Source organism: Vibrio sp. D173a, assembly GCF_030248475.1.
The window spans coordinates 1-23,207 of sequence record NZ_JAHGAH010000074.1 but is presented as its reverse complement, the minus strand read 5'-3'; the positions used below and the strand labels follow the sequence as shown (position 1 = coordinate 23,207).

Annotated in this window: 24 protein-coding genes and 1 pseudogene; 10 read left to right on the top strand and 15 right to left on the bottom strand. The window is 45.3% G+C overall.

What is annotated here, in order from left to right; all coding sequences use genetic code 11:
* The first annotated feature begins 232 nt into the window (after positions 1–232).
* Complete coding sequence (locus KIV40_RS08730) at positions 233–1,213, top strand: OmpA family protein (protein ID WP_010647147.1); 981 nt, start codon at positions 233–235, stop codon at positions 1,211–1,213.
* 461 nt (positions 1,214–1,674) lie between these two features.
* Here KIV40_RS08730 and cyoE read toward each other — a convergent pair whose 3' ends face one another.
* Genes cyoE through KIV40_RS08710 form a run of 4 tightly spaced genes read right to left on the bottom strand, consistent with a single transcriptional unit; the run spans position 1,675 to position 4,914 of the window.
* Positions 1,675–2,589: a heme o synthase gene (gene cyoE / locus KIV40_RS08725; protein WP_285348712.1), complete on the bottom strand. Its 915-nt coding sequence runs from the start codon at positions 2,587–2,589 to the stop codon at positions 1,675–1,677.
* Entirely contained in the window at positions 2,582–3,601 is a 1,020-nt protein-coding gene (locus KIV40_RS08720; RefSeq protein WP_012129742.1) for a heme A synthase, read from the bottom strand. The genes cyoE and KIV40_RS08720 overlap by 8 nt, the downstream gene beginning before the upstream one ends.
* Positions 3,602–3,613: 12 nt before the next feature.
* Positions 3,614–4,150, bottom strand: coding sequence for a hypothetical protein (locus KIV40_RS08715; protein WP_012129743.1), 537 nt, complete (start codon positions 4,148–4,150; stop codon positions 3,614–3,616).
* Complete coding sequence (locus KIV40_RS08710) at positions 4,147–4,914, bottom strand: SURF1 family protein (RefSeq protein WP_285348726.1); 768 nt, start codon at positions 4,912–4,914, stop codon at positions 4,147–4,149. The genes KIV40_RS08715 and KIV40_RS08710 overlap by 4 nt, the downstream gene beginning before the upstream one ends.
* Here KIV40_RS08710 and KIV40_RS08705 point away from each other — a divergent pair.
* Positions 4,913–5,149: a DUF2909 family protein gene (locus KIV40_RS08705; protein WP_005425979.1), complete on the top strand. Its 237-nt coding sequence runs from the start codon at positions 4,913–4,915 to the stop codon at positions 5,147–5,149. The genes KIV40_RS08710 and KIV40_RS08705 overlap by 2 nt on opposite strands.
* Positions 5,150–5,151: 2 nt before the next feature.
* On the opposite strand, the gene KIV40_RS08700 is transcribed toward KIV40_RS08705, so the two are convergent.
* The 4 genes from KIV40_RS08700 to coxB are packed head-to-tail and all read right to left on the bottom strand — an operon-like array spanning position 5,152 to position 9,459.
* On the bottom strand, positions 5,152–6,036 hold the full coding sequence (locus KIV40_RS08700; protein WP_010452572.1) for a cytochrome c oxidase subunit 3: 885 nt from the start codon (positions 6,034–6,036) through the stop codon (positions 5,152–5,154).
* Positions 6,037–6,047: 11 nt separating this feature from the next.
* A complete protein-coding gene (locus KIV40_RS08695; protein WP_285348709.1) occupies positions 6,048–6,638 on the bottom strand; it encodes a cytochrome c oxidase assembly protein in 591 nt (196 codons plus the stop codon).
* A gap of 20 nt (positions 6,639–6,658) precedes the next feature.
* A complete protein-coding gene (gene ctaD / locus KIV40_RS08690) occupies positions 6,659–8,299 on the bottom strand; it encodes a cytochrome c oxidase subunit I (protein ID WP_005425998.1) in 1,641 nt (546 codons plus the stop codon).
* A complete protein-coding gene (gene coxB / locus KIV40_RS08685) occupies positions 8,296–9,459 on the bottom strand; it encodes a cytochrome c oxidase subunit II (RefSeq protein ID WP_285348707.1) in 1,164 nt (387 codons plus the stop codon). The genes ctaD and coxB overlap by 4 nt, the downstream gene beginning before the upstream one ends.
* A gap of 329 nt (positions 9,460–9,788) precedes the next feature.
* Here coxB and KIV40_RS08680 point away from each other — a divergent pair, with 329 nt between their 5' ends.
* Positions 9,789–11,483: a phospho-sugar mutase gene (locus KIV40_RS08680; protein ID WP_285348706.1), complete on the top strand. Its 1,695-nt coding sequence runs from the start codon at positions 9,789–9,791 to the stop codon at positions 11,481–11,483.
* 86 nt (positions 11,484–11,569) lie between these two features.
* Here the strand turns inward: KIV40_RS08680 and KIV40_RS08675 are convergent, their stop codons facing one another.
* Both KIV40_RS08675 and KIV40_RS08670 read right to left on the bottom strand, forming a co-directional pair.
* Complete coding sequence (locus tag KIV40_RS08675) at positions 11,570–11,989, bottom strand: GNAT family N-acetyltransferase (RefSeq protein WP_285348704.1); 420 nt, start codon at positions 11,987–11,989, stop codon at positions 11,570–11,572.
* Between the two features lie 88 nt (positions 11,990–12,077).
* Positions 12,078–12,708, bottom strand: a pseudogene (locus KIV40_RS08670) (LysE family translocator).
* A gap of 241 nt (positions 12,709–12,949) precedes the next feature.
* Here KIV40_RS08670 and KIV40_RS08665 point away from each other — a divergent pair.
* The 3 genes from KIV40_RS08665 (at position 12,950) to KIV40_RS08655 (ending at position 14,900) form a co-directional block, all read left to right on the top strand.
* Positions 12,950–13,777, top strand: coding sequence for an AraC family transcriptional regulator (locus tag KIV40_RS08665; RefSeq protein WP_285348702.1), 828 nt, complete (start codon positions 12,950–12,952; stop codon positions 13,775–13,777).
* Positions 13,778–13,848: 71 nt separating this feature from the next.
* Complete coding sequence (locus KIV40_RS08660; RefSeq protein WP_285348700.1) at positions 13,849–14,592, top strand: AzlC family ABC transporter permease; 744 nt, start codon at positions 13,849–13,851, stop codon at positions 14,590–14,592.
* Positions 14,589–14,900: an AzlD domain-containing protein gene (locus tag KIV40_RS08655; protein ID WP_012129757.1), complete on the top strand. Its 312-nt coding sequence runs from the start codon at positions 14,589–14,591 to the stop codon at positions 14,898–14,900. The genes KIV40_RS08660 and KIV40_RS08655 overlap by 4 nt, the downstream gene beginning before the upstream one ends.
* Positions 14,901–14,908: 8 nt before the next feature.
* Here KIV40_RS08655 and KIV40_RS08650 read toward each other — a convergent pair whose 3' ends face one another.
* Together KIV40_RS08650 and KIV40_RS08645 are read right to left on the bottom strand one after the other, a co-directional pair.
* Positions 14,909–15,523, bottom strand: a complete 615-nt coding sequence (locus tag KIV40_RS08650) for a fumarylacetoacetate hydrolase family protein (RefSeq protein WP_012129758.1) — start codon at positions 15,521–15,523, stop codon at positions 14,909–14,911.
* Positions 15,524–15,729: 206 nt separating this feature from the next.
* Positions 15,730–16,770, bottom strand: coding sequence for a porin (locus tag KIV40_RS08645; protein ID WP_005535524.1), 1,041 nt, complete (start codon positions 16,768–16,770; stop codon positions 15,730–15,732).
* Between the two features lie 568 nt (positions 16,771–17,338).
* Here KIV40_RS08645 and KIV40_RS08640 point away from each other — a divergent pair.
* The 3 genes from KIV40_RS08640 to KIV40_RS08630 all read left to right on the top strand — a co-directional run bounded on the left by KIV40_RS08640 (position 17,339) and on the right by KIV40_RS08630 (position 20,228).
* Entirely contained in the window at positions 17,339–18,307 is a 969-nt protein-coding gene (locus KIV40_RS08640; RefSeq protein WP_285348695.1) for a porin, read from the top strand.
* 404 nt (positions 18,308–18,711) lie between these two features.
* Positions 18,712–19,551 carry a DMT family transporter gene (locus KIV40_RS08635; RefSeq protein WP_010647169.1) on the top strand — a complete coding sequence of 280 codons (840 nt, stop codon included), beginning with the start codon at positions 18,712–18,714 and terminating at the stop codon, positions 19,549–19,551.
* A 62-nt stretch (positions 19,552–19,613) separates the two neighbouring features.
* Positions 19,614–20,228, top strand: coding sequence for a glutaredoxin (locus KIV40_RS08630; protein ID WP_285348692.1), 615 nt, complete (start codon positions 19,614–19,616; stop codon positions 20,226–20,228).
* 66 nt (positions 20,229–20,294) lie between these two features.
* Here KIV40_RS08630 and KIV40_RS08625 read toward each other — a convergent pair whose 3' ends face one another.
* From KIV40_RS08625 to KIV40_RS08615, 3 genes are all read right to left on the bottom strand, one after another.
* Positions 20,295–20,429, bottom strand: coding sequence for a hypothetical protein (locus KIV40_RS08625; RefSeq protein WP_005426014.1), 135 nt, complete (start codon positions 20,427–20,429; stop codon positions 20,295–20,297).
* A 133-nt stretch (positions 20,430–20,562) separates the two neighbouring features.
* Positions 20,563–20,910, bottom strand: coding sequence for a hypothetical protein (locus KIV40_RS08620; protein ID WP_005426002.1), 348 nt, complete (start codon positions 20,908–20,910; stop codon positions 20,563–20,565).
* Positions 20,911–21,029: 119 nt separating this feature from the next.
* Complete coding sequence (locus tag KIV40_RS08615; RefSeq protein ID WP_285348689.1) at positions 21,030–22,220, bottom strand: multidrug effflux MFS transporter; 1,191 nt, start codon at positions 22,218–22,220, stop codon at positions 21,030–21,032.
* Positions 22,221–22,331: 111 nt separating this feature from the next.
* On the opposite strand from KIV40_RS08615, the gene KIV40_RS08610 reads away from it, so the two are divergent.
* A partial coding sequence (locus tag KIV40_RS08610; protein ID WP_285348687.1) for a LysR family transcriptional regulator occupies positions 22,332–23,207 on the top strand: 876 nt, incomplete at its 3' end.

Sequence of the window (23,207 nt, the reverse complement as noted above, 5' to 3'; positions counted from 1 at the left end):
AAAGTTCAATAAAATTAGTTATTTTCTTAAAAGTTTAAAAATCTTGTCTACAATGTAAGAAATATCAGAAGTTTGTGAGGAAGTTCGCGACGAAAATTGTAGCAAGTTCTAAGATAATGTTGCTTGATGTTAAATTAAATGAATATTAAACTAATTTTTTATAACTACCTAGTTTTACTCTAATTGTTAAAACAAAGTAGAAATTAATATGCAATCAATACAAGGAAAAACTATGAAAAAAGTAGCAATTGCAGTAGCAGCAGTGGTAGCTGGTGGTTTAATTAACTCTGCTCAAGCTGAAATGTATATCGGGGGCAAAGTGGGCATGACTACTTTAGATGATGCTTGCTATTTAAACAGCCCTTGTGATGATGATGCTTTCGGTGCCGGAATGCACATCGGTTACGATTTTACCGATATCATTGGTCTTGAGTATGGCGTTGATTACTTAGGTGACTACAAAGCTAACTTCAAGTCAGGGGCTAATACAGTTGATACGATTGATGGCGACCTTTGGGCACTAACTCTTGCACCTAAATTTAACTGGCATCTAAACGATACGTGGAACCTATTCGCGAAAATCGGTGGCGCTTACATGATTTCTGGTGATGAGAAAGACCTTGTACCAACGGGTTCATTAGGTGCCGAGTACACTATCGACAGAAACTGGAGCGTTCGTGGTGAATACCAACGTTACCAAGGTATGTCTGATAATGTGATAGATGACATGGATGCAAACTTCTTCGGTATCGGTGTTAATTACAAATTCGCGGCAGCGCCAGTTGTAGCTGCAATCGTAACAGAAGAGGTTCTTGAAGAAGAGCCTGTTTTATTAACGAAGACGCACAAAGAAGAGTACGGTTCAGGCACATTTGAATTCGACAGTGCGAAACTAACTGACTCAGTATCTGAGCGTCTAGACAACTTCGTTAACTTCTTGAACGAATACCCACAAGCTCAAGTTGAGATTACAGGTTACACGGATAGCTCTGGTCCAGCAGCTTACAACCTAAAACTGTCTGAGCGCCGTGCACAAGCTGTTGCAGATTACCTAATCGCAGCAGGTATCGATGCGGACCGTTTCACGGTTACAGGTATGGGTGAAGAAGATCCAGTTGCTGACAACAGCACTCACGAAGGTCGCGAGCAGAACCGTCGTGTTGTGGTACATGTACCTGAGTTCCAATACGAAGAACTTGTACAACCAGAATAAGATTTTCCACTCTTTTCTCTAGAATAAGGGGTGCTTCGGCATCCCTTTTTGTTTGCTTCGTATTTGTTCACTCCAGCACCATTTGCAGCTCAGAATCCCTCAACTCGCTTCCTGCTTAAATCAAACCTCGTACTTACGCTCCCACCGCTTCTGGTTCGGGCTGTTTTCCCAAACGTGACGGACAATTTAACCAACAAGTTAAGTTTTTGTGCAGCAATACCCGACTGGCTCAAACGGAAAACCGTGTTGCTCTACCCAACTCAAACTTCCCCCTCCTGCTTCCATCACTAAAGAAAGAGTGTTTTATAGTCTCACCGATAATAAAACAAGGGATAAATATGGAATGAATAAACGGTTTAGAGCGCACCGCTAAGAGTTAGCAAGCAAAGTAATTTTCGATATATACGCCAACAAAAAACCGCACCTAATCAGTGCGGTTTGAAACAACAGCTAAACGGCTTTTATGGCGTGAAGAACAGACCAAGATAATGATCCGCTAACAAAGCAACAAACAAAGCGAGTAAGTGATAAATGGAGAATTTAAAGGTTTCCATAGCGCTGTTCTGCTCAGGAGAAAACTTCAATTTCCAAGCGTGATACATAAAACCTGCATTGAGAAGCAGCGACGAAAAAAGATAAACCGAGCCAACCATACCCACCAGCACAGGAAGAATACAAACAAGTGTGAGTAGTATCGTGTAAAGAAGAATCGAAGTTTTGGTGTATTTAATGCCATGAGTCACAGGGAGCATCGGGATATCCACTTTTCGATAGTCTTCGACGCGATGAATCGCGAGCGCCCAAAAATGTGGTGGTGTCCAAATAAAGATAATCATCACCAGTAGCCAAGCATGGGCGTGCAGTTCTCCGGTTACAGCCGTCCAACCAAGTAGTGGTGGCATTGCACCTGCAATTCCCGCAATCACAATGTTTTGCGGCGTTGCTCGCTTTAGGTACATGGTATAAACCACCGCATAGCCTAGCAAACTTAAGAAAGTCATCCATGCTGTCAGTGGATTAACCAAGGCATAAAGCAACACAAAACCAATCACACCCAAAGCAGTAGAAAAAATCGCAACAGATATAGGGTTGGTATCGCCCGAAGGCAATGGTCGTTTGTGCGTTCGAGCCATACGCGCATCAATACGTCGGTCGATGAGATGATTAAACGCTGCCGCCGACCCCGCCATCAAACCAATGCCAACGAGACCGAGCGCAGCTTGTAGCCATGGGAAGTCAACCACTGGGGCCAAGCTCATACCAACAACTGCTGTGATAAGCATTAGGGCGACCACTTTAGGCTTTGTCAGTTTTAAATAGGTTGAACCAATCTTTTTCTTACCACTTTCTAGAGGTAACGCGATTTCTTTACTCATAGCGAACTCCTTTCGCTTGATGACTCCAATAAGCCTTACCTTGCCATAGATAGAACTGACTAACGCAGATAAGTGTAAGCATGATGGCTGCACCGAGATTATGCGCAACCGCTACATAGATAGGCAGTTGGAACACAACATTACTAACGCCTAATAGGATTTGGCAAACCAAAGCTAAGCCAATCCAAGCACCCAAGCGCTGAGAATGATGTGAGTCTTGTTTTAATAGTAATACGCAGTAAATCAGCACAATACATGCAGTAACGATGGCACCAATACGATGACTGACATGAATTGTCATTCGTGCTGGGTAATCTAGAACACCGAACTCATAGTTATCAAACCCTGTTTGCCAGAAAGAAAACGCCTCTTTCCAAGATAAGTAACTGGTCCAGTTCCCCTCACAAATCGGTAAAGCTGTGCACATAAGAGCGGCGTAGTTAGATGATGTCCAACCACCAAGCAGTACCTGCAACAACACCACGCCAAAAGCGATAAAAGAGAAGGTTCTCACGCTCTTCGAAGAGGGAGAGAAATAGAGGCTACGTTGAGATTGTATTTGACAATAGAATACCGCTTGAAGTGCAAGTAGCGTAAAACCACCCAGTAGATGCAGCATCACAATCACTGGCATCAACTTTAACGTCACGGTCCACATTCCTAATGCCGCTTGCCCAAGGACAAGAATGCACAGCAAGACCGGAATCGTCGGATCGACACGCTCGGCTCTCACTGCCATGATTGCCATCACCAGAATAACCAAGCCTAAAGTTCCGGCGAAGTAACGGTGAATCATCTCTAACCATGCTTTCCCTTGCTCGACTGCTCGTTCCGGAAACAACGCATTTGCCTTCGTGACTTCGGCTTCGGTTTGAGGAACGAATAACTGACCATAACAACCCGGCCAATCTGGGCACCCCAAACCTGCATCAGCCAGTCGCGTGTATGCGCCTAACATGATGACCACAAGAGTAAGACACAGGCTGAACCTAACCAAACCGCTTAACGTCATATTGCCCCCTCCCTAGCCTACTCGTGACAACTTCAATAGTTTTCGTAAGTCCGCCAAGACGTCCTTACTTAACCGCACCAAATCCTCATTGGCTTCAGGTGTATAGGACATCACAAGCTGCCCGAGCGGATCGACGATCAACATCTGGCCAGCTTTTACTCTCGATGAAAGCGCGCCATTCATTTGCATCACGACAATGCTCTGGTCAACGTCATTCGTCTCTTCCGAGGTCCATATAACAGGTACAACACGCTCCTGATATTTACCTAATGCAATATGGCTTTGCTGCATCAAGTGTATTTGCTGCTGACATTGTTTTTGACAATCTGAGGGCAATACATACGCTAGTTGCCAACCTTTTTCGTCTAGCGGGGATGGCTGACCTAATTGTTCGAGCGTGACATATGGCTCTACCAGTTCGCCTCGATTGGTTACTCCCGTTTCGTACCAACCTTGACTCAATACAACCTTGGCAATAATCGCGGGTAGCGCAAATAGACAAATCAGTGACACCAATACAATTCGTCCTTTCGTGACTGCATTTGTCATCTCTCACCTCCTTGTGAGCATGGTTGTCGAATCCAACGAATAAAAATCAGGATTGTGATAAGCAAAAATACACCAGCCATAGCAAACCACTGAAAAGCATAACCAAAATGCTTTGCACTAGTTAAAGGTAACGGGTTCCAAGGGAATGAATACGGCCACTGCGCTAAATTGTCGGGTTGAATGACCGTTGGCATTAACTCAGTGTTAAGTAGTTGGCTAAGTTGATTGATGTTGAGGTTTTGCACTCTGATCGTATCGCCGACTTCGGCCATCAGATCTGAACTTAACGGATTAGTCGATTTACGATACAAACGCCCAGTGATGTCATATGGTGCAGGCAGATGTTCAACCTTCGGTAACACGGCTCTGGAGCGTTCTCCCTTCACAAACCCAAGTTCAAGCAACGTCAGAGTCGCAGGATCATGAGACATCGACACGATTTGAAACGCAAGGTAACCCACTTCGCTCTGATACGTCTGGTTATCTAATAAAATAATTGGTAGTGGTTCAGGTGTCACATTCGCTTTTACTTTAATCCCTATAACATTCTCTTCTCGCCAATCGTTCATTTCCAATACTTCAGACATGTCCTTATATGAGGTATTTGCCCTTGCTAAAATGGCTTGCTCCAAAAGCTGCTTTTCATTGCCACGTTCCAATTGCCAAAAGCCCAGTTTGACCAATAGAGAAAACACAGCCACAGTTAAAAAGACAGCAACCCAAACCCATTTTGATAATATCGACGACGAAACCGGAGGTGCTATGTCCACCGTATTTCTGTTCAAATTAACGCTTGTCCTTTTGCTGCTTTTCATCATCTTTAACCTCGCAAAAGCGCTTATCGAAATGGTTCGCGAAGACCCAGAGGATTCATCGAAAAAAGGTAAGCCAATGAGTCATTACCTCGGTCGTCGTGTCATGTTTTCTGCGTTAGTCGTGATACTCCTCCTGATTGCTCTAGGGGCTGGATGGATAGCCCCTAACCCTCGCCCTTACTAGCTTTACAGCACATAAACGAAAACAAACAAGCATAGCCAAACCACATCAACGAAGTGCCAATACCAACTGCCCGCTTGGAATGCAAAATGGTCTTTCGGCGAGAAATGGTCTTTGGCGATACGGAACAGCAATACAATGAGAAAAATGGTGCCAAGACAAACGTGCAATCCATGAAAGCCCGTCAGCATAAAGAAGGTGTTTCCGTAAATACCGGATTGCAGTGTTAGCCCAATGTCTTGATAAGCGTGCGCATACTCAACGGCTTGGTAATAGAGGAAGAAGCCCGCTAAGACGATAGTGATTTCCAACCAAACAATCAGTGCAGTTCGTTTATCTTGTTCTAAGCTGATGTGTGCCATATGTAAGGTAATCGAAGACAATAACAGCAAGATAGTGTTGGTTAATGGAATCCCTTGCCATGGCATAGCTTGTGTCGTTTCCCCACCTGGCGTCGTGGTGAGCGGCCATATCGCTTCAAAACTTGGCCACAACACTTCATGGGTCATGAAGTTGTTATCGGCACCGCCTAACCATGGTACCGAAATCATTCTTGCGTAAAACAGAGCACCAAAGAACGCGCCAAAGAACATCACTTCTGAAAAGATGAACCAACTCATCCCTTGTCTAAATGAACGCGTGATTTGCGCACTGTATTTTCCGGTAAGGGACTCCGTGATAACGTTACTGAACCACCCTGCTAGCATGTAAAGTAGAAACAGCATACCAACCGCGAGAATAATGCCGCCAAGTGTGCCAACCGCGCCATCACTTTGGGTACCTTGAACCGTCATCCCAGCACCGACCGCAACAAGGAATAACGCAAATGCCCCAACAATAGGCCAGCTGCTCTGTGCAGGAACATAATAGGTCTCAGGCTTGTTACTCATAAGTTCTCTCCTTACAGACGCTCACCCGCCTGTTGCTCACTCCTTGAGAGGCTAACTACTGACGACTCGCCCGATTGAGGAGGAAATTTGTAGAGTGTGTAAGACAAGGTCAATGTATGAATTGAATCCGGCACATCCGGTTCAATGTAAAAAATCAAAGGCATACTCGCTTGTTCCTTACCTTCCAATGGTTGTTGATTGAAGCAAAAACACTCGATTTTATTGAAGTAAGCCGCACCAGTACCCGGCGACACGGATGGTACAGCTTGCCCTACCAAGTCGTCACCACTTTGATTAAATGCAAGATATTCAGTTTGAATCACTTCGCCCGGATGAACATCCATGGATACAGCCTTGGGTTTGAATTCCCAAGGCATATCTGGGCTTACATGTGCCATAAATTCCACGCGAATGGTTCTGGTGATATCTGCTTGCATGCCCGTTGGTTGAATCGCTGCCACATCACTGGTTTTGCCGTTAATGCCAAGCGCATCGCACATTATGTCGTAGAGTGGCACAAGAGCAAAACCGAAGCCGAACATCAGCGCAGTCGCTAACAGCAACTTGATAGTGAGTTTCTTATTGGATGAAGTACTTTGCATCTCACTCACCTCACGCTTGCTTAATCAACTTTTGGCGGTGTTGTAAACGTATGATGCGGAGCAGGACTTGGCACCGTCCACTCCAAACCTTCTGCACGTTCCCACGGTTTGGCTGTTGCTTTTTCACCACCACGAATACATTTGATCACCAACCACAGGAAGATAAGTTGAGACAAGCCAAAGGCGAAACCACCTATCGATACGATTTGGTTAATATCCGCAAACTGGATGGCGTAATCAGGAATACGTCTTGGCATCCCCGCTAAACCCAAGAAGTGCATTGGGAAGAACAAGACGTTGACCGAGATGATGGAGCACCAGAAATGCCACAGACTGAGCTTTTGGTCGTACATATTGCCCGTCCACTTCGGTAGCCAGTAATACGCCGCTGCCATAATCGAGAACACCGCACCGGAGACCAAGACATAATGGAAGTGAGCGACAACAAAGTACGTGTCGTGGTATTGGAAGTCTGCTGGCACAATGGCCAACATCAAGCCGGAGAAACCACCTATCGTGAATAGGACAATAAAGGCGATAGCAAATAACATCGGCGTCTCAAACGTCATGGCTCCGCGCCACATGGTCGCCACCCAATTAAATACCTTCACCCCCGTGGGTACTGCAATCAACATGGTGCAGTACATAAAGAAGAGTTCGGCGAATACCGGCATCCCCGTGGTAAACATATGGTGTGCCCAGACGAGGAATGAAAGCAACGCAATACTACAAGTCGCGTAAACCATTGAATGGTAACCAAACAGTTTTTTACCACTGAAAGCCGGAATGATTGCCGAGATAATCCCGAACGACGGCAAGATCATGATGTATACCTCTGGGTGACCGAAGAACCAGAAGATGTGTTGGAACATCACTGGGTCACCACCACCAGCAGCATCAAAGAAGCTAGTGCCAAAGTACTTGTCGGTTAAAACCATGGTCACCGCGCCGGCTAATACCGGCATCACTGCAATCAGTAAGAATGCCGTAATCAGCCAAGTCCAGACAAACATAGGTAACTTGAACCAAGTCATACCCGGTGCACGCATATTTACAATCGTCACGATGACGTTGATAGCACCCATGATGGAACTGATACCCATGATATGGACTGAGAATACAAACAACGCCGTGCTGTCAGGACCATAAGTTGTAGAAAGCGGCGCGTAGAAGGTCCAACCAAAATCAGGGCCACCACCCGGTAAGAACAAAGAGCCGATCAAAATGAGGAACGCAAAAGGTAAGATCCAAAAACTCAAGTTGTTCATTCGTGGTAACGCCATATCCGGCGCGCCAATCATCATTGGAATCATCCAGTTGGCTAAGCCAGTAAACGCAGGCATGACGGCACCAAATACCATTACTAGCCCATGCACGGTCGTCATCTGGTTAAAGAACTGAGGATCAACCAATTGCAAACCCGGTTGGAATAGCTCTGCGCGGATGATCATCGCCATTGCTCCGCCAGTAAGGAACATGGCAAAACTAAACCACAAGTAAAGCGTACCTATGTCTTTATGGCTGGTGGAGTAGAGCCAACGCGTTAGCCCTTTCGGCGCGTGATGATGGTCGTGATCGTCTTCAATCGCAATGGTAGTATTTGCGGTCGTTTGAGCTTCTGCAGGAGCAGATTTCACCGCTTTTTCAATTGGCTTACTCATATTTCCTCCTTGGCACTGTCTTGTGCCTTAAAGGCGTTAACATCGGATGCTTGAACGGTGTCGCCAGTGTCATTTCCCCAAGCATTTCGTTGATAGGTAATAACAGCAGCAATTTCCTGGTCGCTAAGTTGGTTGGCAAAAGCTTGCATCGCTGTCCCTGCACGACCGTTTACTAGTACATCGATGTGAGCCATAACCGGACCCTTAGCTATTTCGCTGCCTTTGATCGCCGGGAATGCGCCCGGGATGCCTTCACCATTTGCTTGATGGCACACGGCACAACGCGCGGTGTAAATCGACTCGCCTTGCCCCATCAAAACTTCCATCGACAGATCTTGCGTCAACGCCTCTTGTGCGGCCGCTTTTTGTAAAGCAAGCTCTTGCTTCTTGTCTGACATCCACTGGTCAAAGTCGTCTTCTGCCATTGCATGAACAACTACTGGCATAAAACCATGCGCTCGACCACAAAGCTCGGCACACTGACCGCGATAGACGCCCGGCTCATCAATCTTGGTCCACGCTTCATTGATAAACCCCGGGATGGTGTCTTTCTTAACCGCGAAGTCAGGCACCCACCATGAATGAATCACGTCATCTGAGGTCATTAAGAAGCGAACTTTACGATTGATAGGCAGAACGAGCGGATTATCCACTTCAAGTAAGTAGTGCGCCCCTTTTGCTTCAATGCCATCAATTTCTTTTTGACTGGTTGCGAGCAGACTAAAAAATTCGACATCCTCGCCGAAGTAGCTGTAATGCCACTTCCATTGAGAGCCTGTGATCTTAATGGTGAGGTCAGATTGGCTAGTATCTTCCATTGCCACCAGTGTTTTGGTTGCTGGAATCGCCATCGCGATAAGGATAATGACTGGGATGACGGTCCAGATAATCTCCACTTTGGTGCTTTCGTGGAAATTAGCCACAACTGCCCCTTTTGACTTGCGGTGTCGGAAGATGGAATAGAACATCCCGCCAAATACAACAAAGGCAATGGCGCAGCATATATAGAAGATCAGCATATGTAATTCATACACTTGCTCACTGATCCCCGTAACACCCCGCGTCATGTTGTAATCATTTTGCTCTGACCAACTTGACGAAGAAAATGTGATAAAAATCACATTCGTTAATAAGGCTAGAGTAGTTGCTAATCTTTTCAAAAGATCTCTCCTCTGCTCAGCCGCTGCGCTTGCGCCAGCTTCCTTGCTTCTCGATGCAAATATCGAACAAATTTACAAAAAATCATAAAAACTACGATTTCAGCACTCTTTGTTATATTTATGTTAAAAGGCTAGTTATAGTTCAATAGTTCTTCAAGAAATTAACTGTGAATAAATTCTGTACAGACTGAAAAATAAATTTGGTTTATCGATTGCCCTCTTTAAAATGTAATTGAGAACCATTTACATTGTAAAAAAGAAAACATTGGGACACTTTCCGTATAAAAGTGTCTAAACAAGTAGGCTCCCCCTGCTAAGGAAAGATGAATATGACAACACAAATTACTCAGTGGCTAGCACGAGACCCAGACCCTAAAACCCGCGAAGAGCTCCAGCACCTAGTCGATGCAAATAATGAACAAGAACTGACAGATCGATTCGGCCCACGTTTGGCTTTTGGTACTGCTGGTTTGCGTGGCAAAGTGGGCGCGGGCCCAAACCGAATGAACCGCTTAGTGATTCAAGAAACGGCTACTGGTCTCGGTCACTATCTGATTGAACAGGTGAAAGATGCTTCGTCTCGTGGTGTGGTTATCGGCTACGATGGTCGCCCTGACTCCAAACAATTCGCACACGATACTGCTTCAGTACTGACCGCCCTAGGCATCAAGGTTTACCTAACCTACAAGGTAGCGGCAACACCAATTGTTGCCTTCGGTGTTCGTGAGTTAAATGCGGCTGCGGCTGTCGTCGTGACAGCAAGCCATAACCCACCAGAGTACAATGGCTTTAAAGTCTACTGGGAAAATGGCGCACAAATCATTCCACCACACGATTCCGGAATTGCTGCAAGAATTGATGAGGCAACAACAAAACCGCTGCCTCTGATGTCACTGGACGATGCAAAACAAAAAGGTTTGTTAGTTTGGCTTGAAGACGAGTACTACCAAACATACCGCAAAACAATGAACGACAATGCCCTGCTAACACCGGACAGCAACACAGATATCTCGATTGTTTACACGGCAATGCACGGTGTCGGTGCGGACATGGCTGAAACGTTGCTCGCAGATGCTGGCTTTGAAAAAGTGGCAAGTGTTTCGGAACAGCGTGAACCAGACGGCACGTTCCCTACCGTAAACTTCCCGAACCCTGAAGAAGCAGGCGCGATGGACATGGTGATGGCGCTAGGTAAATCTGTCAATGCCGATATTGCCTGCGCAAACGACCCTGACGCAGACCGCTTTGCGGTGGCAGTAAAACGCCTAGATGGCGAATACCAAATGCTGACGGGTGACCAAGTGGGTTCATTGTTTGGTGATTACTTACTGCAAGGTCAACCAAACGCACTTGTTGGTAATACCATTGTGTCTTCTCGCCTATTGAGCAGCATTGCTAAAGCACACGGAGCAGAATACTACCAAACGCTAACGGGCTTTAAATGGCTAACCAACGTAGCAATGACGCAAGAGACCGAAGCAAATCCATTCCTATTCGCTTACGAAGAAGCGCTTGGCTACACCGTAGGTAATAAGGTATGGGATAAAGATGGTTTGTCAGCACTGGTCGCTTTCTCTCAATTGACAGGTAAGCTAAAAGCACAAGGCAAAACGCTTTGGGATAAGTTAGAAGAGTTATACCGCCAACACGGTTTCTACTTTAACGCACAGCGCAGCATTGCTCTTGATCCTAAATTACCACCAATCGGTGACAAGCTTCGCGCAAACCCACCGAAAGAGATCGCCGGTAAGCGTATTGAAGTGATCGAAGATCTGAAGTCATCACTTCGCTTTGTAACCGATGGCCCAACAGAAGCAATCAACTTACCAGCGAGTGACGTACTGGTTTACCACCTGGAAGACAAATCACGTGTGATTGTTCGTCCTTCTGGTACTGAGCCTAAGTTGAAGTGTTACTACGAAGTGATCAGCGACTTCCCTGCAGCGATGGATTACGCGCAAGCTAACCAAGCAGCGGAAGCGAAGATGAATGCATTGATCGAAGCGCATCAACAAAGTTTGTAATCCAAGCTTGAAGCATAGACTCTGTGACAACAGTAGATAGAAAAAGAGGCGCATCGAGCGCCTCTTTTTCTTTAATTCAAAACGAATCAAACAATCTGCTTTTGCAAGAAGTGTTTATCAATACCCGCGGCAGGGTAGCCCGAATACTGACCAACCTTTTCAAAGCCTAGTTTCAAGTAAAAGTCGAGCGCTTGGAAGCTATAAGTATCGAGATACAAATGCGTCACCCCGTGTGGCTTTACTTGCTCTTCTAGTAAAGCAATCAGCTTGCTTCCTACCCCCGACGTGCGAGCCTCGGCATCAACCCAAAGGTATTCAACGAACACAGTGTTATTGAACATTTCACCCGTGAGACCGCCAACAACCTTGCCCTCGTCATTCCGAGCAAAACAGCCAACAGCGTCTACATCACCATCCGGTAAATGTATGCGGTTATATGCTCGGATGCCATCACGGATAAGGTCGAGATCGTTTTGTTCTGGATTGAGTTTAAATTCAAGTTTCATACCGCCACTCCTTGGAAATCAGTGCGATACTAAAACAAAAAGCCAGCGAGTGCTGGCTTTTGTATAAAAATCTGATTGTTCCTACACTTTACATCGCAAAGCTACTGAGCATCCATATCGCAGATAATGAACACCAAGCCCATCAGTTTGCCTTGGTACATACGGAATTTGTCATTTTCCAACAACCCTTTACCCAGTGTACCTGCCAGAGCAACCAGCAAGATGTTGAATAGCAAACCGAGTACGTTTAACAGCAAACCAAGCGCAAGCATTTGCTCACCCGAAGATGCAGTAATGTTGCTAGAGACAAACTGAGGTAAAAACATCACGAAGAACACCAACGCCTTAGGGTTCAACAGGTTACTCATCAAAGCACGTTGATAGTAAGTCGATGCCATTTTGTTTTTCTGATCAAGCTCTGGTGCAGCAGAAACATCCGCTCTTAAACAGTCCCAGCCCATTTTTAGTAAGTACGCGCCACCCAGTAGATGAAGCACTTTTAACGCGATTGGGCTCATCGCAATCAAGGTCGAGACACCCATTGCTGCCAATAGGGTCAAAATCACACCCGACGTCGCATTGCCCAAGCTCGCAAACAAACCGACTTTCTTACCATAGCTCATACTAGAGCTAGTAATCAGCAACATGTCAGGTCCAGGCAACAAAAGAAGTGCAACAACGGCGGGGAGATAAACAGGAAGTACAGATAAATCGATCATGGTGGAACTGGCTTTCAAAAACAAGCGGCGGATCTTATACCAATGAATAGATAACAACCAGACCAAATGTCTTCCAAATAAGTAAAATTCAGAAGATACAAAATGTTTAATGCTCAATTTAAAAACAATTAACCTTTTTGGTGTTTATTTTTAATACCGATAGCAATTTTGTACAAAAATAAGCAGGATGGATCCGGTAGACTCCAAAGCCACTAGGCGACACTTGGCAAAATAGAAAGAGATGAAAGAAAAGAATAAGGAAGTTGCGACGTTTAAAATTGCCCAAGAGCTGGGGGGTTTAGAGCTGCTCGAGGCTAAATATGAAAAGCAAAACTTCTCTCGCCATAGTCATGAGGGCTATACCATTGGTGTGATTGAAAAAGGCGCACAACAATTCTTTCGTACTGGCGGCAACCATATTGCGCCGCAAGACAGCATCATTCTTGTCAACGCAGACGAGGTACATAATGGTCACTCAGCGTCAGAAGGAGGCTGGGAATATAAAGCCATGTACCCCGTACCGGAGCAGTTTCAAACGCTCGGGGAGGAACTTGGAGCACCCAATGTAGCTTTGCCCTACTTCCCGCAGCCCGTCGTTTACGATCCGGAACTCGCTAACCAATTACGGTTGGTATTCGATACGCTGGAGAAGTCAGATAACCGCTTACTGCGAGAAACGCTTGTCTACGGCACACTGATCAAACTAGCAAGCAAACACAGTACACATCGAGCCTCGCTTCAAGATGTAACCAAAGCGCAAAGGCAGGTGCATCTGGTCAAAGAGTTTCTTGAAGACTTTCCTCAAACCGATGTTTCTTTGGAAGAGCTAGCAAAGCTCGCAGGATTGAGTCCTTTCCATTTGTTGCGTGAGTTTCAAAAACAGTTCGGCTTTCCGCCGCACGCATTTCAGATTCAGCAAAGACTGAGAATGGCGAAAAAACTGCTCAAGCTGGGGCAAAAGATTTCTGATGTTGCTCAAGAATGTGGCTTTCATGATCAGAGCCATTTGCATCGTCACTTTAAAAAAACCATGGGCGTAACACCTGGGCAGTACATCAAGCATTGTTAGCAATATTGTACAAGGCAACATGCTGAGGTCAGCCTACCTTAACAGTATGTTTTTCTATTCAAGTTGAAGTTATGGATACTATTTTGCCTACTCATCAAGACTCAAAGTCATCACTCTTTTTACAAGGTACGATCGCAATGATGCCATTGAGCATCGCCGTATTGCCTTGGGGGTTACTCGCCGGGTCATTTGCCATCGATACTGGCTTACACCCTATGGAAGGCCAGGCGCTCTCCGCCATTCTGCTTGCAGGCTCAGTGCAACTTGTCGCGATGGGAATGATTAAAGCAGGCGCTGGCCTAACCAGCCTGTTGCTCGCCACGTTTTTCATCACCTGTCGCCACTTTCTCTACGGTGTTTCGATGCGCAGTAAAATATCACCGCTGCCTCTAAAGTGGCGACTTTCGTTAGGGTTCTTACTTACCGATGAGCTGTTTGCCATTGCTGGGCACCAATCCGATAAGCAATTCGATCGATGGTACGCCCTTGGCGCTGGGTTAAGTTTCTATCTGTTTTGGAACTTCGCAACGCTTACTGGCATCGTCGCAGGCAGTTTGATACCTGAATTAAATGAGCTCGGATTGGAATTTGCCGTTGCAGCTACCTTCATCGCGATTGTGGTCCCAACGATAAAAAGTATTCCCGTGTTATGCAGTGTGTTGGTGGCATTAGTTAGCTCTGTGACCCTGAACTATTACCAAGTGGAAGGAGGCTTAATGATAGCCAGTATTCTCGCCATGTTGACGGGCTATTTTGTGGAACAATTTACGACGAAGACACCAAGCCTTGAAAGCACGCTGGAGGAACGCCAATGATTTTTTTGTCTATCTTAGCCATGACAGCGTTGGTATTCACCAGCCGTTATCTGTTCTTAGAACCGAAATTGCCGCTTAGGTTGGGAGTAAGAACTCAGAAAGTCTTGAGCTACGCAAGCCCTGCTGTACTCACCGCAATCTGGGCTCCAATTGTGTTTATGCCAGAGGGCGAACTTAGCGTCACGTGGCAAAATCCATTTCTATTGGCCGCCTTATTAGCTGCTGTGATTGCATACCTCACTAAGAATGTATTGCTCACCACCATTGTGAGTATGGTGGTGTTTTTACTGCTTCGAATTTGGTTGTAAGTTTGCGACTAAGCCGCTAACCATTCAATCTCTAATAAGGTGATGTCTCCACACTTCAAACGCCCAAGGAAGACATCGCCTTGATGCACTTCTCCCACGCCCTTTGGTGTGCCTGTCATTACAACATCGCCATCTTCTAGCGTTGTATAACTCTTCAACTCATCGAGAATATTCATAGGTGGGTAAAGCATCTGTTTAACGTGCCCTTTTTGAACATGAACACAGTTAATCAAAAGCTCTAAGTTGAGATCGTCTATATCGACACCTTGAAGAGAATGGAAACGACTGAATACCGCTGAACCGTCGAACGCTTTGGCACGCTCCCACGGTAGTCCTTTTTCTTTTAGGGTCGATTGTAAGCCACGTTTGGTCAGATCTAAGCCGAGCCCTACCGCACTGTATTGACCATTTTTGATCACAAAGCAGATCTCTGCTTCGTAATGCAAAGGCTCTTGATGAAATGAGGTGAGTTTGGTTGAAACGGCAGTCGCAGGTTTATTGAAAACAACCATTTGCTCTGGCATGGCATTATTAAGCTCTTGAATATGCTCTACGTAGTTACGCCCCACACAAAGAACTTTACCAACTTTGACTTTCTTCTCTTCAACCTGAATGACGCTCATTGCTCTTCCCTGCAAAACAAAACGCACATGATAATCTAACTGATTAAGTTGACCCCACTAGTTCCCACTCTGGAATGTTAAAAACAAGACATTCAGCCCGTTTTGTTCTCACACTCTTAAAGACGAACCTCTCTCGTTTATCAAACAACAGATATGAAAAAAGCCAGCACGAAGCTGGCTTTCATAGTAACTAGGACAGGTTACGATTATAGGTAGTAACGAGCACCAAGTGCCCATTTGTCGTCTTGAGTGTGGCCTTCTTCGTTGTTTAGGTCGAACTGGTAACCAGCGTAACCAACAAATTTAGAAGTGAAGTTGTATTCAGCTTGAACAGCCATCTCTTCACGGGCAGTTTTAGTCTTATCGCCAGAGTTTACCTTGCCTTCAACCATTTCGTAGTTGATGCTTAGGTTTAGGCTGCTTGGTAGCGCGTATGCTAGTAGCGCTTCGTACGCATCACTTTCTGCAAGACGTGACGAAGTTGGTTTTAGACCATCGAAGTTCATGTATTCATTCGAACCGTACACTGCAGCGATGTATAGGCCTTGCCCGTAAGAACCGTAAGAAGCAGAAACTAGGTGAGATTCAGCGGTTTCATTCTTAGAGCCAAACTCTTTGAAATCACCAGTGTTGTATGTGTAGCCAACTTTCGCGCCTAGTACTGAGTAAGACAATGCTAGCTGAGCACGGTCATCGTAACGATCTGCTTTAGACTCGTCACCTTTAGCACCTTGCCAACCTAGACCGAAGTTGATTGCACCAGCTTCACCTAGCTCGATTGCGTTGCGGTAAGAAAGCATCTTATCCGCACGACCAGTACCTAGGTTACCGTGGTCATCGTAGATAAAGTCGTTCGCAAACGCGATTGGCATATCAGCAACACCAGCTACATCGTAGTAAGGCGCCCATTGAGTACCACCAACTGCACGGCCGTATACGTCGTGAGTTAGGCCTAGGTAGCCAAGACGAGTAGTGAATGTTTCTTCACCGCCGTCTAGGTAGTTTAGAGCCCACTCACCACGAGCGTCAGCTGTGAAGCCGTTGCCTAGATCTTGAGTTGCTGTGAAGTTGATACGTGGAGAATTAGTGCCAACATCTGTATCACCTTGCTCAGAACCGTTTAGGTTAACTGAAACGTGACCACCGATAGAGAAAGTAGTGCCGTCGTTGTTGTAAAGCTCCACTGCTACTGCTTGTGTACCGAATGTTGCTGCTGCGATCGCTGCTGCTAGGAATTTTTTGTTCATTATAAAATCCATGTATTTATTCATTAGTTTATAAGTCAGTCTTATACAAAAGCGGGCTGGGACATCTCTTCCACCAATGTCGCGTCACTTTTGCTTAACAACTACCAATCAATGTATTTCAGAAGTTCCCCAGAGCAGAGTGAAAAGATGTAAGAAAAAAGAAAAATGGCAAACGTTTAGCTCAAATCGATAAACAAATTCGGAAAACAATACCTAAAAAACGAAACATTTTGTTACACACAAAGGATATATAAAATGTTAAGTCATTGTTAATTAGGAAAATAGTAAAAAATTCAATAAGTAAAATGTTACATTTCGGGTAAAGAAATATGATTAGGAACTTTTTTAAAAACACAGTGTCAACTAGGTGAGACAGAAACATCAAAAAAGATAAAAAGCCTCTCCCTTTTACTTTCATGAATGTGAGAGCGGTCATGCATTTGAAATGAAAATGCAATTAAATCATAACTTAACAGAAATCTATCTTTCATTTTCGCGGTTTACCTTAAGCGTCATCGACACAAATCGAGCAAGTAAGCTCATCGATTACAACTAGGGTAATAAGAAAATGAAAAAGGCAGCACTCACTACTGCAGTTCTAACAGCATTGGTATCATCACCATCTTTCGCAGCAACAGTTTACAAAGACGACGGCACTGAATTAAAAGTTGGTGGTCGTGTTGAATTTCGTGGTGACTTCATCGGTTCAGACGGCGCTGAAGTTGACGGTACTATGGAAGACAAGTCCCGTGCACGTCTAAACCTAAAAGGTAAAACAGATATCGGCAACGGCCTGTCAGCTTTCGGTGTTTACGAAGCAGAACAAAAAACAGGTAAAAGCGAATTCAAAAACCGTTATATGTATGCAGGTGTAAGTGCCGATGCAGGCGACTTCTCAGTTGGCCGCCAAGACATGGCCGCGGTAATCATTTCAGACATGACGGATATCACTGAGTTCTCAGGTGTTCAGCAAGTCATTGATTCATCTTCTGACAAGCAAGACAGCGTTTTTGCTTACCGCGGTGAATTTGACGCTCTGCAAGTTCAAGCGACTTACCAAGCAAACTCTGGTGACAGCCAAGACAAATACGGCATCTCTGGCCTTTACTCTCTGCCAATGGGTCTAGACCTAGGTCTTGCTTACTCTGGTGGCGATGTAGATAAAGATAACTCAGAAGATCAAATTCTAGGCGGTATCGCCTACTCTCTTGAGAACCTATATCTGGCAGGCACCTACTCACAAGGCTCTCTGGATGACTCAGAAGACTTTACTGCTTACGAGCTGGTGGCAAGCTACAAACTAGCAAGCAAGTTCACTGTTGCTGGTCTTTACACTTTCCAAGAAAATGATCCAAATGGCGCGGCGAAATACGACGCTGTTGATGGCTTTGAGCTAGTAGGTTATTACAAACTGAACAGCAACTTCCGTACTTACCTTTCTTACTACATGAACCAACTGGATGAAGAAAAGAATGCAGAAGGTAAAGTAACGGAAGATGAAGACACACTGCGTCTAGGCGTACGTTACGACTTCTAATAAAAACTTGTCCTAATAGCGAGTCTTTCGGCCGGCACTATTGTGTCGGCCTTTTTGATCGTATTCACTGCAGAGGCACTGCCCTCTTTTAATGCACCAAATCCCGAAGTTAGTGCATTTTATCTAGCTCACCCAAGGCCAGACGCCTCACTCCCTTTAAAATCAATAGATTAAAAGTTGGCACACTAGCTGCAATGATTAGATCGAGCAAATGCATGGCAGCGTTTGTGCTTCTCGTTCTTTGTACCTACTTCGGTAGGCACGTCCTTTGAATTGGTAATGTCGCCTCCCTCTGGGGGGCATTTTTTTATTGGCTCCCCCATAAATAGAACGTATGATTCTTGCCATTGTTAAAAATCGGAAATATCCAATTGAATCATAACCCTATTAAAGGCGCATCTTGGATGCTTACCGCAGGTTTGGCATTCACCATCGTTAATAGTTTTGCTCAAGTCGCAAGCATTCACTTTGGTGTGTCATCCACAACATTTGCACTGTTTCAATACGCAATAGCTTTCTTTGCTATCTTGCCGTATCTACGAACATTAGGAATTCGTCAGTCTCTACGTACTAACCACTTTGGGTGGCACGCATTGCGCATCTTCTTGGCGGTTATCGGTATCCAACTCTGGTTGTGGGCGCTCGCTTACCCTGTGCCAATTTGGCAAGGTATCGCGCTGTTAATGACCTCTCCTTTATTCGCAACAATCGGATCCGGCATTATTCTCAAAGAAAAAGTGGGGGCAGCCCGTTGGGTAGCGACACTAACTGGTTTTATTGGCGCAATGATCATCTTAGAGCCATGGTCAGATTCGTTTACTTGGGCCACTCTTTTACCAGTTGGGGCAGCATTCTTTTGGGCTGCTTACGCCATTATGGTTAAGAAGCTTTCCGTCAATGATCCACCGTCAACCATGGTGGTGTACCTGCTTCTACTGATCACCCCATTTAATATTTTGCTGGCCGCACCAACCTTTGTTATGCCTCAGGGTTGGAATATTTGGGGAATCCTAGTCGCGGCTGGGGTACTAACAGCCCTCGCTCAATGGGCCGTTGTAAAAGCGTACTCGGTAGCAGATGCATCATTTGTACAACCCTTCGACCACGCAAAGTTACCACTTAACGTCTTTGCTGGCTGGTTAGTATTTAGCTGGGTGCCACCAGGCCGACTATGGCTTGGTGCAGCAATCATTATCGGCTCAATTGCTTTCATTACTCATTGGGAAGCCAAAAAAAGAAAGTAATTTGAAAGAAATGTTGGGGTTTTGGGTTCTATATTTTCAGGAAAGGAAATGAGGAGCATCTTATGACACAGCCAATCAAAATTACATTGTATCGTTGGGCAGGCAGCTGGGGACCATTTAAAGTCAACATCCCATGTGGCGAATGCACATTAACCAAAGATATTCTTGCTGACACATTTGAAAATGAGCTTGCGGATGTGCCAGTCGAGCTAGAAGTTAAAGATTGGTTGTCTCACTGGTGGGAGCCACTAAAGCTTGGAGCTTGGCACGCCCCTATCCTAGTTGTTGAAGGTAAAGTTGTCAGCCAAGGGGAAGCGCTAAATCGAGGCGTGCTCGTTCAATCTGTCATTGCAGAGTGGACCAAACGAGATCAACTGAAAGGCAACATTGTTTATGGTAAGGCAACTTGCCCCTACTGTGTAAAAGCCAAGAAGCTGCTTGACGACGCGGGTATTAAGTACAAATACCACGACGTAGTAAAAGACAGCGCAGCACTTTATCGAATGATCCCTGAAGTGAAAGCCATTATCGGTGGAAAAACACCGGTGACCGTTCCTCAGATATGGCTGGATGGTCAATACATAGGAGGCGCTGATAACTTGGAAAAGTGGTTAGCAGAGAAAGGGTTAGATAACGTGCCAGATAATGTGGTTGAAATCCCAAGCCAAACGGCTTAGCTCTTCTAAACGAAAAAGACGACCGCAAGAATGCAAAAGCCCCGATGCATATCGGGGCTTTTCTTATTAATTCGCTAGTTTTTTCATAATACGAGCAAACATAGAAGGCTTTTTCTTCTTCGCTTTACCGTAAAGCGCTTTGTGCATCGCATCTTTCGCCAACATTTGGCCAAAGTAAACACCACCAAGTTCGTAACCCATGACCTTCTCCTAAGAAGTAATTGACTGGTTTATGTTGTAATTTTACACCACAATAACCAGAAAACAAGACACAGATCACACTAAATTAGTAATTTACTTACAGTATTTTTATCCTAGCGAATCAGATTCGTAATTAACGCTTAGGCTGTTGGTATGTTTTACCCGCCGCTTTGTAAGTATCTTTTGGCTTAATTTCAAAGAAAGTCTCAAAGAACCATGCCGCAAATTTGATCAAGTGATCGCCTTCGTTCATAACGTGTTCGACGAACTCTTTCTCTTCACCAGACTCGTCCGCTTGGACAGTGATGTGATAAATACGTTTTTCACCTTCGACTTCAGCAAGACCGAATTGACCTGTCAGTGATTCAGCTGCTAGTGCAACTTCCTCTTCCTCTGATGCTTTTAGTAGCTCTAGCGCTTGAGGTAGGTTTTCTTTCTGACCAATTTCTTTCAGTAGTGCTTCGAATTCGTTTTGTTGCATGATTTCACCTAACAATTAACGGGTGTTGCCGATATACCACTTTATTAGCCAAGTGTAGATAACGACACAATAGTTGGCGCATTTTAGAGAGGACCTTCTGCCCTTGCAACCAGATTCAACTATGTTCGTTCTGGCTGCACTAGACCTCCTGAAGGCTTTCGGAACTGCCCAAACACGAGAACTAAGCAGGAGATCACCGCAATCGAAATATAAAAGATCCCCAATTGATGTTGGCTTGTTACCCAGGTTTCAACTAAGTAGCCGCCAAATAAGCCTGCTAAGCACATTTGAATCGAACCTGATAAAGCCGATACGGCCCCCGCTTGCTGCTTGTGCGGCGACAACAACAGACTGATAGAAACAGGAAAAGACATCCCTTGCGCGAAACTCAAGCAGGTAAACGCAACCAATAATGACGCCACCGTGAACGGCAGTATGAGGAGCATTGCCCCTGAGCACGCCACAATAACAAAGCTGATGAATAATATTTGCTGCTCTTTATATCGAGCATTAATGAAGTTAAGGACCAAACTCCCCATCAACAACCCAGCCGAAGGCACGATCATCAAGGTTCCGTAATCTGCCGCAGTCAGCCCAAGTTCTTGCTGCATGAGGAACGGGTAAAGAGACAGGGTCACTAATGCAGATAAGTAGCTAAGCCAGTTATAGCTTGCACTGCCAATGACTTGCTTATTGGTCAACAACTCAAAGTAATTCAGTAACACCCGCTTTGGTTCAAAACGACGCTTTGGATATGGCAGCGTTTCATGCAAAACGACAAAACCAAGGGTAAAAATCGCCGCAAGATAAATGAGAACGAACACGAAAACCGCATGCCAGCTGATGTGATAAGCAATCCATCCACCAAACAAAGGCGCCACAATCGGCATCACAGAAGCTGTCACCGAGATATAAGACAAGGCTTTGGTAAGTTGTGCTCCGTCATAACTATCTCGCAATACCGAACGTCCAAGCACAGAGGCGCTACCCGCACCGAGCCCCTGTAATAGACGCCCCGCTTCAAGGGCAACAATATGATCAGCAAACGCAATACAGATGACCGTACCAACCAAATAGACACTCTGTCCAAGCAGAAATACAGGTCTTCGGCCAATGGCATCCGACAGAGGCCCATAAAACAACTGTGAGACGCCAAAGCCAACAAGAAACAGAGTTACAAGGTTTTGAACCATGTGTTGTGGCAAAGCAAGATCATGACCGATCAGAGGCAAAGAAGGGAGATAAATACTGACGCCCACTTGACCGGTCGCGATGATCATCATCGCCAACAATAATGGTGTTTTACGCAATATATCCTCCTTACAACATGACAGTTTTACGACAGACAGTGTATATTTGTTACTCAAAGATGATAATAAACTTAAATGGAAAGGGATTATTTCCCCAGAGGATGGAATAAGATGGACTGGATTCAGAGTGTTAACAGTTACATACGAGTCGTCGAAGAAGGTAGCTTCAACGCCGCGGCGCGAAAGCTCAATACCACCAGCTCGGCCATCAGCAAGCGTATCCAATGGTTGGAAGATAAGATTGGTGTTCAGCTTCTCAAGCGAACTACTCGCTCTATCAGCCAAACGGAAGCTGGTGCACTCTTTTACGAGAGAGCCAAAGTGCAACTCGACTCTTGGCAATCTGTATTGGACGAAACTCGTTCCGTAAACCAATCTCCAGCGGGGTTACTCAAAATTGGGGCGACATTGGCGGTTGGTTCTAAGTTCTTAGTACATTACCTCGATGACTTTCTGGAAAAATACCCAGACATCAAACTCCAGCTGATCACGACCCTACCTGGTCAAATTCCTGAGCTCAGTTTGGATTTGTTCATCAGCAGAGAATTGGAACAACTCAACTCACTGAGCTTTAAAGCCAGCCCATTGTTCGAGCACAAAGCTCAGTTTTATGCGGCGCCGAGTTACCTAGAGAAACATGGCACACCGCAAAGTGTTGAAGAGCTGTCACAACATAACGTTTTGATTTGGGGCGAAAAGCCCGTAAGAGAAATCAAGACTAATCGTGGGAAACGCATCAGTCTTTCAGGGAATTTCGCCACTACAAACCCAGAAGCTCTGTTTCACGGCGCAAAACGGGGCATGGGCATCTTGCTATCAAACAACGTGATGATAAAAGAAGACCTGAGATCAGGGGCTTTAGTGCCGATTCTTCCAGACATCACCGCTGATGAAGCTACCGTCTATGCGTATTACCCTAAGCTCGATTACCAACACACTCGAACTCAACTCTTCTTGGACTACTTAAAGAGAGAAGTGGCCCCCAAT